Source organism: Mesorhizobium sp. M0768 (assembly GCF_040320195.1).
Lineage (GTDB): Bacteria > Pseudomonadota > Alphaproteobacteria > Rhizobiales > Rhizobiaceae > Mesorhizobium.
In genome coordinates this window covers 370,307-384,016 of record NZ_JAMYPD010000004.1, presented here as the reverse complement: position 1 = coordinate 384,016, position 13,710 = coordinate 370,307, and the positions used below count along the sequence as shown (strand labels likewise).

The following is a 13,710-nucleotide window of genomic DNA, read 5'->3' as shown; positions in this document are numbered from 1 at the left end:
TGTCGAAAAGGCAATGTCTGGCGGATCTTGTCGTCGCGCCGCTTTGTGCGGTGCTCTCACGAACGAAAGTTCGCCCCGCTCCTCCAAAACGTCGCTCGTAAAACTCCATCCAAATCTGACCTTTTCTAACGTCGGCGCATGACATCCCCAAAAGACCTGAAAAAAACTCTCCGCAACCAAGCCCTCGGGCGCCGCGACGCGCTCGATCCTTTCTGGCGGGTGGAGGCAGCACTCGAAATGGCCGAGACGGCGCGCGACCGGATCACCGTCGAGCCGGCCCAGATCGTCTCAGGCTTCTGGCCGATGCGCTCGGAAGTCGACGTCCGGCCGCTGATGTTTGCCTTGCGCGAAAAGGGGGCAAGACTCTGCCTGCCGGCCATCCTCAACAAGACCACCATCGTTTTTCGCGAACTGGTGCGCGGCGCGCCGATGATCGACATGGGCTTCGGCACCGTCGGGCCGCATGAGGAAGCCGAGGTGCTCGATCCCCAAATGATGCTGGTGCCGCTTGCCGCCTTCGATGCGCGCGGCCACCGCATCGGTTACGGCGCCGGCTATTACGACCGGGCGATCGCGCGGCTGGCCGACAAGGGACAGCAGCCGCGGCTGATCGGCATTGCCTTCGACTGCCAGGAGGTGGCCCTGGTGCCGGACGAGCCGCATGACGTGATCATTCCGGAAATACTCACCGAGAGCGGGTTGCGCCGGTTCGCGCCGAAATTGTAGATAAGTTCCTGGACGCATGGTCTTTTCCGAAAGTCATGCAGCTTTTTGCTTCGCTGACCTTCGGTTTGGGATCACGCTTATATGAGACTTCTCTTCCTCGGCGACATGGTCGGCAAGACAGGACGTACGGCGGTGTGGGAACAACTGCCCGGCCTGATCTCGGATTTCAAACTCGACTTCGTCATCGTCAATGGCGAGAACGCCGCCGGCGGCTTCGGCATCACCGAGGAAATTTTTCGCGAGACGATCTCGGCCGGCGCCGATGTCGTCACCACCGGCAACCATGTCTGGGACCAGCGCGATGCGCTGATTTTCGCGCCGCGCGAAGAGCGCTTCCTGCGTCCGTCCAATTTCCCCAAGGGTACGCCGGGGCGCGGCTCAGGCGTCTACATCGCCAGGAACGGCGCGCGCGTGCTGGTCGCCAACATCATGGGCCGGGTGTTCATGCATCCCGAGCTCGACGATCCGTTCCAGGCCGGCGAGCGCGAACTTGCCGCTTGTCCGCTTGGTGAGCAGGCCGATGCGATCGTCATCGATTTCCATGCCGAGGCGACCTCGGAAAAAATGTGTTTCGCCCACTTTGTCGACGGCCGTGCCAGCCTTGTTGTCGGCACCCACACGCATCAGCCGACCGGCGATCACCAGATCCTCAATGGCGGCACCGGTTATATTTCCGATGCCGGCATGTGCGGCGATTACGATTCCTCGCTCGGCATGGACAAGGAGGAGCCGCTCAACCGGTTCCTGTCCAAGGTGCCGAAAGGCCGCTTCGAGGCGTCGACCGGACCGGCGACATTGTGCGGCGTCGGCGTCGACATTTCCGACCGTAGCGGCCTGACCGAACGGATCGCGCCGTTTCGCCGCGGCCCGCGGCTGGAGGAAACGGCGCCATCCTTCTGGTCGTGACATTGATATGGACGCTTGCAGTACCCAATTGCCGGCGAAACTGCTCTAGATCGTAGAGGGGACGACCTCCATGCAGCTAGTCGAATTCCTGGCGCCGCATTTCGCCTTTGTCTCCGACCCGACGGCATGGATCGCGCTGCTGACGCTGGTCGTGCTGGAGGTCGTGCTCGGCATCGACAATCTGATCTTCATCTCGATCCTGACCAACAAATTGCCGGTAGCGCAGCGGGCCCGCGCCCGGCGGCTCGGCATATCCGCCGCGCTGGTGATGCGGCTGATCCTGCTGGCCACCATCTCGATCATCGTCCAACTGACGACGCCGATATTCACCGCCTTCGGCCACGGCTTTTCATGGCGCGACCTGATCCTGATCGCCGGCGGCCTGTTTCTCGTCTGGAAGGCGACCAAGGAGATCCACCACACGGTTGATCTCGATGATCACCAAGACACCATGATGGGCGAGACGCTGCAGCTTTCGCTGGCCGGCGCGATTTTCCAGATATTGCTGCTCGACCTCGTCTTCTCGATCGACTCGATCATCACCGCCGTCGGCATGACCGACGAAATCGCGATCATGTACATCGCGGTGATCGTGGCGGTGAGCGTGATGATGCTGGCGGCCGGGCCGCTGGCCGATTTCATCGCCAGGAACCCCAGCATCGTCATGCTGGCCCTCGGCTTCCTGCTGATGATCGGCATGACGCTGATCGCCGACGGCATGGGTTACCACGTGCCGAAAGGCTACATCTACGCCGCCATGGGTTTTTCGGCACTGGTCGAAGGGCTCAACATGCTGGCGCGGCGGCGGAAGAAGGCAAAGGGCGGGGGCGGGCATTGACTTGACTCTTACAGAATTGTGCGTACAATTTTGTAAATAACGGTGCCGCTATATTGCGATTTGGATGGGATCCCGAGAAGGCCAAGCGCAACCGTGCGAAGCATGGTGTTGCGTTCGATCTCGCCAAAGATGTCTTCAAGGATCCGCTTCATCTGATTGTGCCTGACCGGTTTGAAGATGGCGAGCAAAGGTGGCATGCGATCGGGATGAGGGCTGGTGGTACTGCTCGTTGTTCACACTTATCCCGATCTCGAAGATGAGGAACGAATTCGGATTGTCGGTGTCCGGAAAGCAACGCCGCATGAATGGAGGCGCTATGAGCAGGAAGGAACTTAGCCAAGATCAGCGCAACCAGCTCGCCAATTTGGCAGATTTGCCTGACAGCGAAATTGACACGTCCGACATTCCGGAAACTTCGGCCGAGAATTGGGTTCATGCTCGCCGAGGGCACCTCTACCGGCCACTAAAGCAGCCGGTGACCATTCGGCTTGACGCTGATGTGCTGTCCTGGTTCAAGGAGCATGTCGAAGGCGGTGGCTATCAAACGGAGATCAACCGCGTGCTCCGCCGTCATGTGCTAGAGCAGGAAAAGCGGCGTTCCTGAGCATTCGCGGTCTGTTGCCAGCCGATCTTGGCTCGCCGTTACTTAATTTGCTGGAACGTCCTTCGGGTGGCGGTCGCCGATCAGGCCGAGCATCACGCCTTGCTCCAGCCACGCCTTGGCGCCGGCGAGCACCAGCGCAAAACCGCCGGTCGAGCCGATCGCCTGCTTGACCTGCTCGTCAGGGCTGCCGGCAAAGCCGAAATTGCGGACCTCGACAAAGGTCGTGTTGCCCGGCATCTCCTCGAAAGTCCAGACCACCGTAGTCGGCGGATCGCTCCATTGCATGACGATCTTCTTGTTATCGACGATCTCACTGACATTGACCGTCGTCGAGACGCCATACATGCGCCATTCCCAGCGAACTTTGTTGCCGCTGTCCAGCCTGTTGCTGCCATGGGTGAACCAGAACTTCGTCGTGATCGCCGGATCGACGAAGGCTTCGAATACGTCGGCGACCGGCCGCCTTATCAGCATGCCGGCTTCGGCGGTCGGTGTTTCGCGGATTTCCATTTCATCCTCCTTTCCACGGCGCCGCCCTGTTCACCAGGCATCGGGTTCGCGCACCAGGTGAATGATGTTGGTCGGGTTGGTGATCCAGCCGCCGCGAAAGCCTTCACCCAGTGCCTCGATGGCATCGCAGCGCACGACACCGGCCTCGGCGAGATGCTCCGCAGCGGCCGGAAAGTCATCGGTGAACAGTTCCAGCCAGATCTCGGCCTGGCTCATCATCGGCGCCTCGTCGATCCACAGCCGATTGGGACCGAGTTCGAAGCCGACGGCCGGCGGCTTGGCGGTGAATGGCTTCAGGCCGATGACGTCGCGATAGAAGGCGACCGTTGTCTGGTATTGATGCGGCGGGACCTTCATCGCGATGTTGATGCCGCCGGTGATCTTCGCGGACATTCTTACTCCATTTGCTCTCAGATGTTGTTCTGGTTGGCCGGCTCGCCCTTCATCTCGCTGCGGTAATAGCCGTCGCGCAGATTGATGCCGTATTCGACATAGGCCTTCATGCAGGCCAGCATCTGCGACCAGCCCTCGCAATTGAGGTAGGATTTCTTCAGGCCGACCGCGTCCTCGTGCCAGCCGGTTTCGGCGATGGTGACGAAGGTGCCGCCATCGTCGAGCGGCTCGAAATTCATCTCGATGCGAGTCTTGTAGGCTGGCTTGCCGTCGGCGTCGGTGGCATCCCAGCGCAGCACGATGCGGCTGTCTTTCTTCACCTCGTCGACCTCGACGGGAACCTTGCCCCACCAGATGACGGTGGCGCCCGCCACCAGCAGTGCGCTGGCGCCGCCGATCGTGGTGAAGTAGCCGCTAAGTTTCTTCGGATTGACGACCGCATCGAAGACTTCGGCGACGGGTTTGCCGATGCGGCCAGAAACCCTGAATCCAAGAGACATATCCACAGCTCCTTCCTTGAATGGCTCAATGATATGTTATAGAAATATAACATGTCAAGCCAATCGCGGGACGACAATGTTTTCAAGGCGCTGGCGCATCCGCGCCGGCGTGCGTTGCTCGACCGGCTGAAGGATGCGCCGCAGACCACCGGCATGTTGTGCGATGCCTTCCCCGACATGGACCGCTGCACGGTCATGCTGCACCTGAAGGTGCTGGAGGAGGCCGACCTGGTCGTGGCGCGGCGCGAGGGGCGCGAACGCTGGAACCATCTCAACGCGCTGCCGATCAAGCACATCCACGACCGCTGGATCAGTCAATATGCCACGCACGCGATCAGCATCCTCGACCGGCTGAAATCCGATCTTGAGGGATGAAAGGTTTGCCGAAGCCTGCCGATTTTCGGATCTTGAAACCCTTGCGTGCCGGCAGCAATGGCGCGGCTGGACGAATTGAGCCGATTTATCTATAAGCCGGCCATTCCGACAGCGAGCGCCGTCCGTCCGTCAGGGACGCAGCAGGACGTTCTGAAATTTTGAATTCGAGCATTTTGCAAGATGCCGGGTGGTTCACCAGGCGGCAGATGCTCTAGCCGAGAAGATGACAGGGGTGCCATGGCTGGCCATTCACAGTTCAAGAACATCATGCACCGCAAGGGCCGCCAGGATGCGGTGCGGTCGAAAATGTTTTCCAAGCTGGCGCGCGAAATCACCGTCGCCGCCAAGAGCGGCACGCCCGATCCATCGATGAACCCGCGCCTGCGCCTTGCGGTGCAGAACGCTAAGGCGGTGTCGATGCCGAAGGACAATATCCAGCGCGCCATCAACAAGGCGTCGATGGGCGATGCCGAGACCTACGAAGCCGTGCGCTACGAGGGTTACGGGCCAGGCGGCGTCGCGCTGATCGTCGAGGCGCTGACCGACAACCGCAACCGCTCGGCGTCGAATGTGCGCGCTGCCTTCACCAAGGCGGGCGGGGCGATGGGCGAGACCGGCTCGGTATCGTTCATGTGGGACCGCGTCGGCGAGATCTACTATCCGGCATCGGCCGGCAGCGCCGAGAAGGTGATGGACGCGGCGATCGAGGCCGGCGCCGACGACGTCCAGTCGGACGAGGACGGCCACACGATCTACTGCGCTTTCGAGAATCTCGGCGAAGTGTCGAAGGCGCTGGAGGGCGCGCTCGGAGAGGCTGAATCGGTGAAGCCGATCTGGAAGCCGCAGACCAATATCGCGGTCGACGAGGAGCGGGCACAATCGCTGATGAAGCTGGTTGCGACGCTCGAGGACGACGACGACGTGCAGAGCGTCTACGCCAATTTCGAGGTCGACGAGGAGACCTTGGCAAAGCTCAGCGCGGCATGATCCAACACGCGCTGCCCACAGTCCGCATCACCTATTGCACGCAGTGCCTGTGGCTGCTCAGGGCCGGCTGGATGGCGCAGGAGCTGCTGTCGACCTTCGGCACCGATCTGGGCGAAGTGACGCTGGTGCCCGGCACCGGCGGCATCTTCACCATTTCCTGCAATGATACGCTGGTCTGGGACCGCAAGCGTGACGGCGGTTTTCCCGACGCCGCAAAGCTCAAGCAACTGGTTCGCGACGTCATCGATCCGGATCGCGATCTGGGCCATGCCGACCGCAAGGGCCATAAGTCAAAAGACCCTGCCTGACGGCCTTTTAGGACTTCCGTCCTGCATTCACCGCCATGCGAAGATGAAGCAGCCCAGCGCCACGATGGCGGTGATGGTGCGGACATGGTTCCACATCACCCAGTCCCTGAGATAGGTGGCCCATACCGCGGCGCCGTTGGCGCTTGCCGGATCGACCGCGGCCAGGGCGTTGTTAAGCGGCACGTTGAACATCATCGTCACGATTGGGTTGCCGACGAGGTAGATCAGGGCGCCGGCGAGGAGCCAGAACGAACCCGGTTGGCTCCAGCCGATAAGAGCGCCGGCGGCAAGGACAAGACAGACCAGCCCGGTGCCGAAAAGCGCGGTCATGAATGCCGGCGTAATCACGGTGATGTTGATCGAATTCATGGCGGCGATGCCGCCTCCGGCAGGCAAGCGGGCGAGCGCCGGCATGATAAAGTTGGAGAAGGCGAAGAAAACGCCGCCGACAACGCCTGAGCCAATGGCAGCGACGAAGGTGAGGGTGGGAAGCAGTTTCATGATCATGTCAGTTCCTCCGGCTTCAGATTCGAGCAGTTCGATTGGTGTGTCGTCTAAAAATATGAATGATCCTCACATTTGCAAAACGTGATAAACCCTCGTATTTTCTCAGTCAAGCCATTTTTCTGGAGACAGTCATGGAAGGCACCGCTGCACCGGGTTCCCGCAACGAGCAGATCGCATCGCCGCGCCGGGCGCCGAGCCAGCAGCGCAGCCGCGAGCGGGTCGAGCGCATGCTGGCCGCCGCCTCGGCGTTGATCGCCGAGCAAGGCAGCGACGCCATGCGCATGGGCGAGGTGGCCGAGAGGGCCGGCGTGTCGATTGGCTCGCTCTACCAGTTCTTCCCCGACAAGAGGGCGATCATCTGGGCGCTGGCCGAACGCTACACCGCCGAAAGCCAGGCCTGCATTGCGGCAGCGCTAGCCGAGGTCAATGACGCCGAAGGCCTGCGCCGGGCATTTTCGGAACTGGTGGATATCTACTACGGAATGTTCCTGGCGGAGCCGGTGATGCGCGACATCTGGTCGGGCACGCAGGCCGACAAGGCGCTGCGCGAACTCGAGCTTGCCGACAGCCGGGCCAACGCCGAATTCCTTACAGCCGTGCTGAAACGGCTGCGGCCATCCGCCGATCCGGAAGCGCTCGAAACGACGGCGTTTCTCATCTGGCAGATGGGCGAGGCCGCAATGCGGCTGGCGATCTCGGTCGGGCGGCAAGAAGGCGACAGGCTGGTCGCGGCCTACAAGCGGATGGCCCTGCGCGAGTTGCTCGGCGAGTAGGGCCGTATTTTCCCAACAAAAAACCCGCCACGAAGGCGGGTTTCTCGATCTGCGAAATGCCAATGCGGCTTAGAGGCCGAAGCCTTCGAAACGCTTCTTGAACTTCGACAGGCGGCCACCGCGGTCGAGCAGGGTCTGCTGGCCGCCGGTCCAGGCCGGATGGGTGGTGGGGTCGATATCGAGGTTCATCGTATCGCCTTCCTTGCCCCAGGTCGAACGGGTCATGTATTCGGTGCCGTCGGTCATGACGACCTTGATGGTGTGGTAGTCGGGATGGATATCGGTCTTCATGGGTCTGTTCCTGGCTTGCCGGGTGCTGCCGACGGGCTGAAGCCTGCGTCGATGCGCCCCTTTTTAAAACTCGAAGCCGCAGCTATTGAGGAGCCACGGCTTCTAAAACGGTCGGCGAGCCTATACATCAGCCGGAATTGAATCACAAGGCCGCGGCAAGCGCATATTGATGGCGCAAGCCTCAAAGGGCCAAAGGAAACGGTCATGGCGAACATCAGCGGCGATGCAGACGAGCGCAGGCGCTCGCTGAGGCCGCTGCAGCGCCTGTTTCCCTACATTACGCATTACCGCAAAATGGTCATCGGCGCGATCGTCTCGCTGGCCGTCGCTGCGGCGACGACGCTGGCGCTGCCGCTGGCCGTGCGGCGGATGATCGACCACGGTTTTTCCGCTTCCGATTCCAGCTTCATTGCCGAATATTTCGCCATGCTGGTGGTGATGGCCGCCGTTCTGGCGGCGGCGTCGGCCAGCCGCTACTATTTCGTCATCACGCTCGGCGAGCGCGTCGTTGCCGATATCCGCCGCGATGTCTTTGCCCACGTCACAACACTGTCGCCATCCTTTTTCGACACGGCCCAGTCGGGCGAGATCGTCTCGCGGCTCGCCGCCGACACGACACAGGTCAAATCGGCCGTCGGTGCTACCGCCTCGGTGGCTTTGCGCAACGTCATCCTCGGCCTTGGCGCCGTGGCGATGATGGTCTTCACCAGCCCAAAACTGTCCGGCCTGGTCATCGCGGCCATTCCGCTGATCGTGCTGCCGCTGGTCGCCTTCGGCCGCTCGGTGCGGCGCAAGTCACGGCTGGCGCAGGATACGCTTGCCAATGCCACCGCCTATGCCAGCGAGCAGATCGGCGCGGTGCGCACCCTGCAGGCCTTCACCAACGAGAAGCTTGTAACCAGATATTTTTCGTCCGCCGTGGAAGCAGCGTTCGAAGCGGCGCGGGCCTCGATCTTTGCCCGCTCCTTTCTCACCTTCTTCGCCATCTTCATGATCTTTTCGTCAGTCGTGGCGGTGCTGTGGTTCGGTTCGCGCGACGTGCTCGACGGCACGCTGTCGCCGGGCACGCTCGGTCAATTCCTGCTCTATTCGGTGTTCGCCGCCGGCGCGCTCGGCGCCCTGTCGGAGGTCTGGGGCGAACTTTCCCAGGCAGCGGGCGCTGCCGAACGGCTGACCGAGATCCTGGCCGAGAAACCCGCGATCCAGGCGCCCGCCGATCCGAAGCCGCTGCCGGCAAAGGCGAGAGGTGCCATCAGCTTCGACGATGTCTCCTTCTCCTATCCGGCCCGGCCCGACCGCGCCGCCGTCCATGGCCTGAGCTTTCAGGTCAAACCCGGCGAGACGGTCGCGATCGTCGGACCCTCGGGCGCCGGCAAGAGCACCGTGTTTTCGCTGCTTCTGCGCTTCTACGATCCGGAGTCCGGCGGGATCATCATCGACGGGGTCGATCTGCGCGAGGCCGATCCGGCGGCGATCCGCGCGCGCATCGCCATCGTGCCGCAGGACGTCACCATCTTTGCCGCAAGCGCGCGCGACAATATCGGCTTTGGCCGGCCTGGCGCCAGCCAGGCCGAGATCGAGGCGGCGGCGAAGGACGCGCTTGCCGACGAGTTCATCCTGAAACTCGAAAAGGGCTATGACAGCCAGGTCGGCGAGCGCGGCGTGACGCTGTCGGGCGGCCAGCGCCAGCGCGTGGCGATCGCCCGCGCCATTTTGCGCGATGCGCCCGTCCTGCTGCTCGACGAGGCGACCTCGGCGCTAGATGCCGAAAGCGAGACGCTGGTGCAGACGGCGCTGGACCGGCTGATGAAGGGCCGCACCACGATCGTCATCGCCCATCGGCTGGCCACCGTGCTGAAGGCCGATCGCATCCTGGTCATGGATGGCGGCCGCATCGTCGAGGAAGGCACGCATCAGAGCCTGGTCGCCAAGGGCGGCATCTATGCGCGGCTGGCCAAGCTGCAGTTCGACACCGGGGCGAGTGCTTTCAGGGGCGCGGCCGAGTAGCATCGCTCCATCCCGATGAAATCGGGATAAGGCTCCATCTTCTTGTTTGACCATGATCTTTTCCGAAAACCGGCATCCACTTTTCGGGATCATGGTGCCCCGCGGCGGCCGAGATTCTTCAGCTACCGAAAGCTCGGCGTTTGCCGCGTCGATAGGCGATGAACAGGGGAACGCCGACAAGCAACGACAACAAAAGCATGCTGGCGACGGTCTGTCGCTGCTCCTTTGCCGGATCGCTGAGCTGCACATCGGCAGGCGGCTCTTCATAGGTAAAATCGTACTGCCAGCGAACCTGGTCTGCGAGGTCATCGACGATTTTCAGATAATCGGCAATCGCCTTGGCCGGTACTTCAGTCGCCAGCGTCTGAAAGTTCCATTCAACTTGAAATTCGGTGGGCGTGTTGGACCAGGATGCCTTGAGAGACAGATAGGGCGTCACGACGTTTTTCATCGACTCGCCGGAAAACCTCGCCTTGAGGTTGCGCACGGTCACCTTGTGGCGGCGGTAGAACTGGGGGCCGAGGGAGACGGGCCCGGTTCGGTCGACGATTGTCGGGGTTGGAAGAGAGTTGTTGCCGAGATCGGCCGCGCGGATCGGGAAATTCTTTGCCAGATCGTTGGCCGTCAGCGCTTCCGCCGGCAAGCGATAACTTTCCTTCACGCTCACTATGTTGCCGTCGCGGCGATCCACGATTTCCGGCTTGGCGATGGTTTGGATGCCCGGATATTGCTTGTTGTAGTATTTCAGGTAGGCGTCCGACACCTCGCTCAGCGACCGGCTGGCGAAATTGCCGCGCATCCAATCGGCATCGGCGTCCTCATATGTCGAGAAGACCGTCAGCACGAGGGGATCGCCCGGTCTCCGCGGAAAGTCGAATTCCTCGGCGATCTGGATCGATGGGCTGGTAAGCACAGGGCTCGGCATCTTCTCCAACCCGCCGGTGCTGGAAAGCGGCAGCGCGAAGCCGTAGTCGGGCTGTGCGAGATTGTGCGCCCCGCCGCCCTGAAGATAGTTCGTGGCGTCCAGCCAATATGTCTTTGCTCCGATCCTTGCCTTGACGATGGCATGGTCGAAATCGCGGAGCGCCGGCAGATGCTGGTCCAGGGCCCGTCCCTCGTCGAGATCGGCCAAGGCGACCTCGGCAGCAATGCCAAGCCGCACAAGCGACGAAACCAGCAGCAGGGCCTTGTCCTTGCAGTCACCGAACCCGCTCAGGATGACCGTCGCGGGATCACGCGGAACGTAGGAACCGGCACCCATCGACAGGCTTACATAGCGGATCTGGTCCTGCACCAGCCGCATTGCCTCGACCATCCGGTCTTCGGGCACCGGATGCCGCAGAGCGATGTCGTCGAGCTTTGCGGCAAAAGCCGGGGAAAAACGGTCGCTGGCTTGTAATAGGGCGCAACGGCATCGACCACACTTTGCCAATTCGCGGTAGACGCGACATCGATGGAGCCCCAGCCTGGATAGGTCACGGGCAGGTTGTCCTCGACATTGACCGGTTTCGGGTTTGGAATCTCCCATAGATAGGTGGTGTCCGGTCCAGTCGGGGAGATTGAGGGCTTGAGTCGGGTTCCCCGTGTCTTGATCTGGAGCGGCTGGTCCGAAGGCCAAATGATGCTTGTGCGGATAAGCGCTACCGGCTCTTCCCATTCGGTGGAGAAATTCTTGAAGAAAAGGTCCTTGCCGGCCAGCGGCGTTATCTCATAGGTCGACCCGTAGTCGACGATGTCGCCGGTGCGCACATCATCGATGTTGACATGTGCTGTCAGCCAGCCGTCGAAGACACCCTTCTCGGCGTCTCTTTCCCTGCGGAAGATGTCGAATTCGACACCTTCCAGCCGGTCCAAAACGGCGCCATCGCGGATGATGTGAAGATGGTTGAGCGTGACCTTGTGCCGGGACGGATCGAACTGCAGATCGATACTCGCGCCACGATCCAGGCCGGGACGGTCGACGATTTTATAGACGGTGCGCGAGTACTCGACATAGCCGCCGGCGCGATGCGTGATCTGGTCGTCCGAGAGCAGCCATGAAACGCCATTCTTGATTTGATCCGATCGGGTGGGATCGGCAGCCGGAATATCAAGCTGCTTTACCCAGCTTTCTGCCGGCCCCTTGAGAACCATGTCGTCGGCCATGGCCGGAGAACTCAGGCCGATCAATAAGATGAAAAATACCAAGCGGGGCCAGAAAGACTTCATCCTATGAAAACTGTAACAGACAGACATCTACGCTCGCCCAACTTGGAAGAACTCCTTTTTCAGAGGCTTTCCCACCAAAGTAAAGGCCAGTTTCGCGGATTTCTGCAGTCACCGCGGCAAGAACCTGGAATAGACGAAGCGGCTCAGTTCCCGTACCGCTTCTTCAGGTGATCGGTGAAATGCACGGCATTGAGCTTTTCGCCGGTAGCGCGTTCGAGCAGTTCTGGCGTCGACCAGCGCGAGCCTTGCGACCAGATCCTTTTGCGGCGCCAGTCGTTGATCGCGGCGAAATCTCCCTTGGCGAGGTCTTCGTCGGCTGAAGGATGATCCCTGGTCAGCGCCGCCCATTGCTGCGCCGCCATCATGGCGCCCAGCGTGTAGGAGGGGAAATAGCCGAAGGCGGCACCCGGCCAGTGGACGTCCTGCATCGGACCATCAGCCGGATTGTCTGATGTCGACAGGCCGAGATAATCGCGCATCTTGGCATCCCAGGCTTCGGGCAGGTCGGCTGCTTCCAGCCGTCCCGAGACAAGCTCCTGCTCCAGCTCGTAACGCAGGATGACGTGCAGCGGATAGGTGACCTCGTCGGCATCGACGCGGATCAGGCCGCGCTCGACCCGGTGCACATGCGGCAGGATGTCGTCGATCCTCCAGCGCTCGCCGAGGTGTCTTTCGACCACCGGCAGCGCCCAGCGCCAGAATTCTGGATTGCGGCCGATCTGCTTTTCGACGAACAGGCTCTGGCTTTCATGCACCGCCATACCGCGCGCTCTGCCGAGCGGCCAGTGCGCCCACGCCTTCGGCAGATTCTGCTCGTACAGCGCATGGCCAGTCTCGTGCAGCACGCCCATCAGCGCCGACAGGAAATCCGAGGTCTTGTAGCGGGTGGTGATGCGCACGTCGCTCGGCACGCCGCCGCAGAACGGATGGTGCGAAACCGACAGCGAGCCGTGGGTGAGGTCGAAGCCGACTGCCGCCATCATGGCGAGGCCGAGCTCGCGCTGTTTGTCCAAGGGGTAGCTGCCGGAAAGCGGCTTCAGCGGATGTTTCGCCAGCCGCTCTTCCTGCACGGCCAGTGCCTCCGGCACGAAACCTTTCAGGAAGGTCTTCAACTCGGCAAACACAGGCGTGACGTCGGCGGTGCGATTGCCCGGATCATATTGCTCCATCAGCGCGTCGTAAGGCTCGAGCCCGAGCACCTCGGCGCGAAGGGCCGCCTCCTCGCGGACCAGCGCCACGACGCCTTCCAGCGCCGGCAGGAAGCCGGCCCAGTCGTTCTTGGCGCGCAGGTCGCGCCAGAGCTGCTCGGAGCGCATCCGCGCGGTCGTCTGGCGCTCGACGAACTCGACCGGCAGGCAGGTCAGGTTGGTGTGTTGCCGGCGGAATTCCCTGACCGCGGCCTGCTGCTCTTCGTTCAGCGCTTCCTGCTCGGCCGCCGCGATCCAGTCGGCAATCTCCGGCGCAGTCGCCCGGGCATGGTGCATGCCGGCAAGCGCCGACATTGCCTCTGAGCGCTTCTCGCCGCCGCCGACCGCCATATGGGTCGCCTCGTCGGCGCCGAGGATGGCGAGGGCGTGTTCCAGCGCTTCGAGCTTGTGGCCGAGGTCGTCGAGTTTTTGAAAGGACATTGTGGGTTCCGCTGATTTGACGGCGGGAAAAGATACCAATGCAAAGCTATTGGCAACCCCGAAGCCGTCCGCGATCGACGCATTGACTGCCGGCTGCAACGGCCGAAAAGCATCTCGCGGAAGCGGTGGCGTGCGTGATCAATGTCATC

18 protein-coding genes are annotated in these 13,710 nt (G+C 61.7%); 10 read left to right on the top strand and 8 right to left on the bottom strand.

Annotation, left to right across the window (positions count from 1 at the left end):
* Positions 1-138 precede the first annotated feature (138 nt).
* The 5 genes from NKI08_RS08575 (at position 139) to NKI08_RS08555 (ending at position 3,074) form a co-directional block, all read left to right on the top strand.
* Positions 139-726 carry a 5-formyltetrahydrofolate cyclo-ligase gene (locus NKI08_RS08575; RefSeq protein ID WP_352450855.1) on the top strand — a complete coding sequence of 196 codons (588 nt, stop codon included), beginning with the start codon at positions 139-141 and terminating at the stop codon, positions 724-726.
* 81 nt (positions 727-807) lie between these two features.
* On the top strand, positions 808-1,632 hold the full coding sequence (locus tag NKI08_RS08570) for a TIGR00282 family metallophosphoesterase (protein ID WP_023678036.1): 825 nt from the start codon (positions 808-810) through the stop codon (positions 1,630-1,632).
* Positions 1,633-1,702: 70 nt separating this feature from the next.
* Entirely contained in the window at positions 1,703-2,470 is a 768-nt protein-coding gene (locus NKI08_RS08565) for a TerC family protein (protein WP_352768396.1), read from the top strand.
* A gap of 53 nt (positions 2,471-2,523) precedes the next feature.
* On the top strand, positions 2,524-2,730 hold the full coding sequence (locus NKI08_RS08560) for a BrnT family toxin (RefSeq protein WP_352768394.1): 207 nt from the start codon (positions 2,524-2,526) through the stop codon (positions 2,728-2,730).
* A gap of 56 nt (positions 2,731-2,786) precedes the next feature.
* Positions 2,787-3,074, top strand: coding sequence for a BrnA antitoxin family protein (locus tag NKI08_RS08555; protein WP_352450852.1), 288 nt, complete (start codon positions 2,787-2,789; stop codon positions 3,072-3,074).
* Positions 3,075-3,116: 42 nt separating this feature from the next.
* Here the strand turns inward: NKI08_RS08555 and NKI08_RS08550 are convergent, their stop codons facing one another.
* The 3 genes from NKI08_RS08550 to NKI08_RS08540 are packed head-to-tail and all read right to left on the bottom strand — an operon-like array spanning position 3,117 to position 4,477.
* Positions 3,117-3,584: an SRPBCC family protein gene (locus NKI08_RS08550; protein WP_352768391.1), complete on the bottom strand. Its 468-nt coding sequence runs from the start codon at positions 3,582-3,584 to the stop codon at positions 3,117-3,119.
* Positions 3,585-3,614: 30 nt separating this feature from the next.
* Complete coding sequence (locus NKI08_RS08545) at positions 3,615-3,977, bottom strand: VOC family protein (protein WP_352768388.1); 363 nt, start codon at positions 3,975-3,977, stop codon at positions 3,615-3,617.
* Between the two features lie 17 nt (positions 3,978-3,994).
* Positions 3,995-4,477, bottom strand: coding sequence for an SRPBCC domain-containing protein (locus NKI08_RS08540; RefSeq protein WP_352613345.1), 483 nt, complete (start codon positions 4,475-4,477; stop codon positions 3,995-3,997).
* A 51-nt stretch (positions 4,478-4,528) separates the two neighbouring features.
* Between NKI08_RS08540 and NKI08_RS08535 the strand changes: the two genes are divergently transcribed.
* The 3 genes from NKI08_RS08535 to NKI08_RS08525 all read left to right on the top strand — a co-directional run bounded on the left by NKI08_RS08535 (position 4,529) and on the right by NKI08_RS08525 (position 6,147).
* The gene (locus tag NKI08_RS08535; RefSeq protein ID WP_023678030.1) at positions 4,529-4,852 is read left to right on the top strand and encodes an ArsR/SmtB family transcription factor; all 324 of its coding nucleotides are present in this window, start codon (positions 4,529-4,531) and stop codon (positions 4,850-4,852) included.
* Positions 4,853-5,089: 237 nt separating this feature from the next.
* Positions 5,090-5,839, top strand: a complete 750-nt coding sequence (locus tag NKI08_RS08530; RefSeq protein WP_352540320.1) for a YebC/PmpR family DNA-binding transcriptional regulator — start codon at positions 5,090-5,092, stop codon at positions 5,837-5,839.
* Positions 5,836-6,147, top strand: coding sequence for an Rdx family protein (locus tag NKI08_RS08525; protein WP_352683337.1), 312 nt, complete (start codon positions 5,836-5,838; stop codon positions 6,145-6,147). The genes NKI08_RS08530 and NKI08_RS08525 overlap by 4 nt, the downstream gene beginning before the upstream one ends.
* A gap of 27 nt (positions 6,148-6,174) precedes the next feature.
* On the opposite strand, the gene NKI08_RS08520 is transcribed toward NKI08_RS08525, so the two are convergent.
* The gene (locus NKI08_RS08520; protein ID WP_352471219.1) at positions 6,175-6,654 is read right to left on the bottom strand and encodes an anthrone oxygenase family protein; all 480 of its coding nucleotides are present in this window, start codon (positions 6,652-6,654) and stop codon (positions 6,175-6,177) included.
* Positions 6,655-6,785: 131 nt separating this feature from the next.
* On the opposite strand from NKI08_RS08520, the gene NKI08_RS08515 reads away from it, so the two are divergent.
* On the top strand, positions 6,786-7,427 hold the full coding sequence (locus NKI08_RS08515; protein WP_352768383.1) for a TetR family transcriptional regulator: 642 nt from the start codon (positions 6,786-6,788) through the stop codon (positions 7,425-7,427).
* A gap of 69 nt (positions 7,428-7,496) precedes the next feature.
* On the opposite strand, the gene rpmE is transcribed toward NKI08_RS08515, so the two are convergent.
* On the bottom strand, positions 7,497-7,718 hold the full coding sequence (gene rpmE, locus NKI08_RS08510; protein ID WP_006327661.1) for a 50S ribosomal protein L31: 222 nt from the start codon (positions 7,716-7,718) through the stop codon (positions 7,497-7,499).
* Between the two features lie 204 nt (positions 7,719-7,922).
* Between rpmE and NKI08_RS08505 the strand changes: the two genes are divergently transcribed.
* Entirely contained in the window at positions 7,923-9,725 is a 1,803-nt protein-coding gene (locus tag NKI08_RS08505; protein ID WP_352768380.1) for an ABC transporter transmembrane domain-containing protein, read from the top strand.
* A gap of 118 nt (positions 9,726-9,843) precedes the next feature.
* On the opposite strand, the gene NKI08_RS08500 is transcribed toward NKI08_RS08505, so the two are convergent.
* The 3 genes from NKI08_RS08500 to NKI08_RS08490 form a co-directional block, all read right to left on the bottom strand.
* On the bottom strand, positions 9,844-11,040 hold the full coding sequence (locus NKI08_RS08500) for a hypothetical protein (protein ID WP_352768377.1): 1,197 nt from the start codon (positions 11,038-11,040) through the stop codon (positions 9,844-9,846).
* Complete coding sequence (locus NKI08_RS08495) at positions 10,995-11,870, bottom strand: DUF3857 domain-containing protein (RefSeq protein ID WP_352768374.1); 876 nt, start codon at positions 11,868-11,870, stop codon at positions 10,995-10,997. Before NKI08_RS08495 ends, NKI08_RS08500 begins: the two co-directional genes overlap by 46 nt.
* A 206-nt stretch (positions 11,871-12,076) precedes the next feature.
* Positions 12,077-13,561 (bottom strand): carboxypeptidase M32, encoded by a 1,485-nt coding sequence (locus NKI08_RS08490; protein WP_352768371.1) that lies wholly within the window; start codon positions 13,559-13,561, stop codon positions 12,077-12,079.
* Positions 13,562-13,710 lie beyond the last annotated feature (149 nt).

What these genes read in the sequence shown, in the direction of transcription:
- NKI08_RS08490 (WP_352768371.1), bottom strand. Translation starts at nt 13,561, where the DNA reads ATGTCCTTTCAAAAACTCGACGACCTCGGCCACAAGCTCGAAGCGCTG.
- NKI08_RS08550 (WP_352768391.1), bottom strand. Translation starts at nt 3,584, where the DNA reads ATGGAAATCCGCGAAACACCGACCGCCGAAGCCGGCATGCTGATAAGG.
- NKI08_RS08500 (WP_352768377.1), bottom strand. Translation starts at nt 11,040, where the DNA reads ATGGTCGAGGCAATGCGGCTGGTGCAGGACCAGATCCGCTATGTAAGC.
- NKI08_RS08520 (WP_352471219.1), bottom strand. Translation starts at nt 6,654, where the DNA reads ATGATCATGAAACTGCTTCCCACCCTCACCTTCGTCGCTGCCATTGGC.
- NKI08_RS08535 (WP_023678030.1), top strand. Translation starts at nt 4,529, where the DNA reads ATGTCAAGCCAATCGCGGGACGACAATGTTTTCAAGGCGCTGGCGCAT.
- NKI08_RS08525 (WP_352683337.1), top strand. Translation starts at nt 5,836, where the DNA reads ATGATCCAACACGCGCTGCCCACAGTCCGCATCACCTATTGCACGCAG.
- NKI08_RS08515 (WP_352768383.1), top strand. Translation starts at nt 6,786, where the DNA reads ATGGAAGGCACCGCTGCACCGGGTTCCCGCAACGAGCAGATCGCATCG.
- NKI08_RS08575 (WP_352450855.1), top strand. Translation starts at nt 139, where the DNA reads ATGACATCCCCAAAAGACCTGAAAAAAACTCTCCGCAACCAAGCCCTC.
- NKI08_RS08545 (WP_352768388.1), bottom strand. Translation starts at nt 3,977, where the DNA reads ATGTCCGCGAAGATCACCGGCGGCATCAACATCGCGATGAAGGTCCCG.
- NKI08_RS08530 (WP_352540320.1), top strand. Translation starts at nt 5,090, where the DNA reads ATGGCTGGCCATTCACAGTTCAAGAACATCATGCACCGCAAGGGCCGC.
- NKI08_RS08555 (WP_352450852.1), top strand. Translation starts at nt 2,787, where the DNA reads ATGAGCAGGAAGGAACTTAGCCAAGATCAGCGCAACCAGCTCGCCAAT.
- NKI08_RS08570 (WP_023678036.1), top strand. Translation starts at nt 808, where the DNA reads ATGAGACTTCTCTTCCTCGGCGACATGGTCGGCAAGACAGGACGTACG.
- NKI08_RS08505 (WP_352768380.1), top strand. Translation starts at nt 7,923, where the DNA reads ATGGCGAACATCAGCGGCGATGCAGACGAGCGCAGGCGCTCGCTGAGG.
- rpmE (WP_006327661.1), bottom strand. Translation starts at nt 7,718, where the DNA reads ATGAAGACCGATATCCATCCCGACTACCACACCATCAAGGTCGTCATG.
- NKI08_RS08565 (WP_352768396.1), top strand. Translation starts at nt 1,703, where the DNA reads ATGCAGCTAGTCGAATTCCTGGCGCCGCATTTCGCCTTTGTCTCCGAC.
- NKI08_RS08495 (WP_352768374.1), bottom strand. Translation starts at nt 11,870, where the DNA reads ATGGCCGACGACATGGTTCTCAAGGGGCCGGCAGAAAGCTGGGTAAAG.
- NKI08_RS08540 (WP_352613345.1), bottom strand. Translation starts at nt 4,477, where the DNA reads ATGTCTCTTGGATTCAGGGTTTCTGGCCGCATCGGCAAACCCGTCGCC.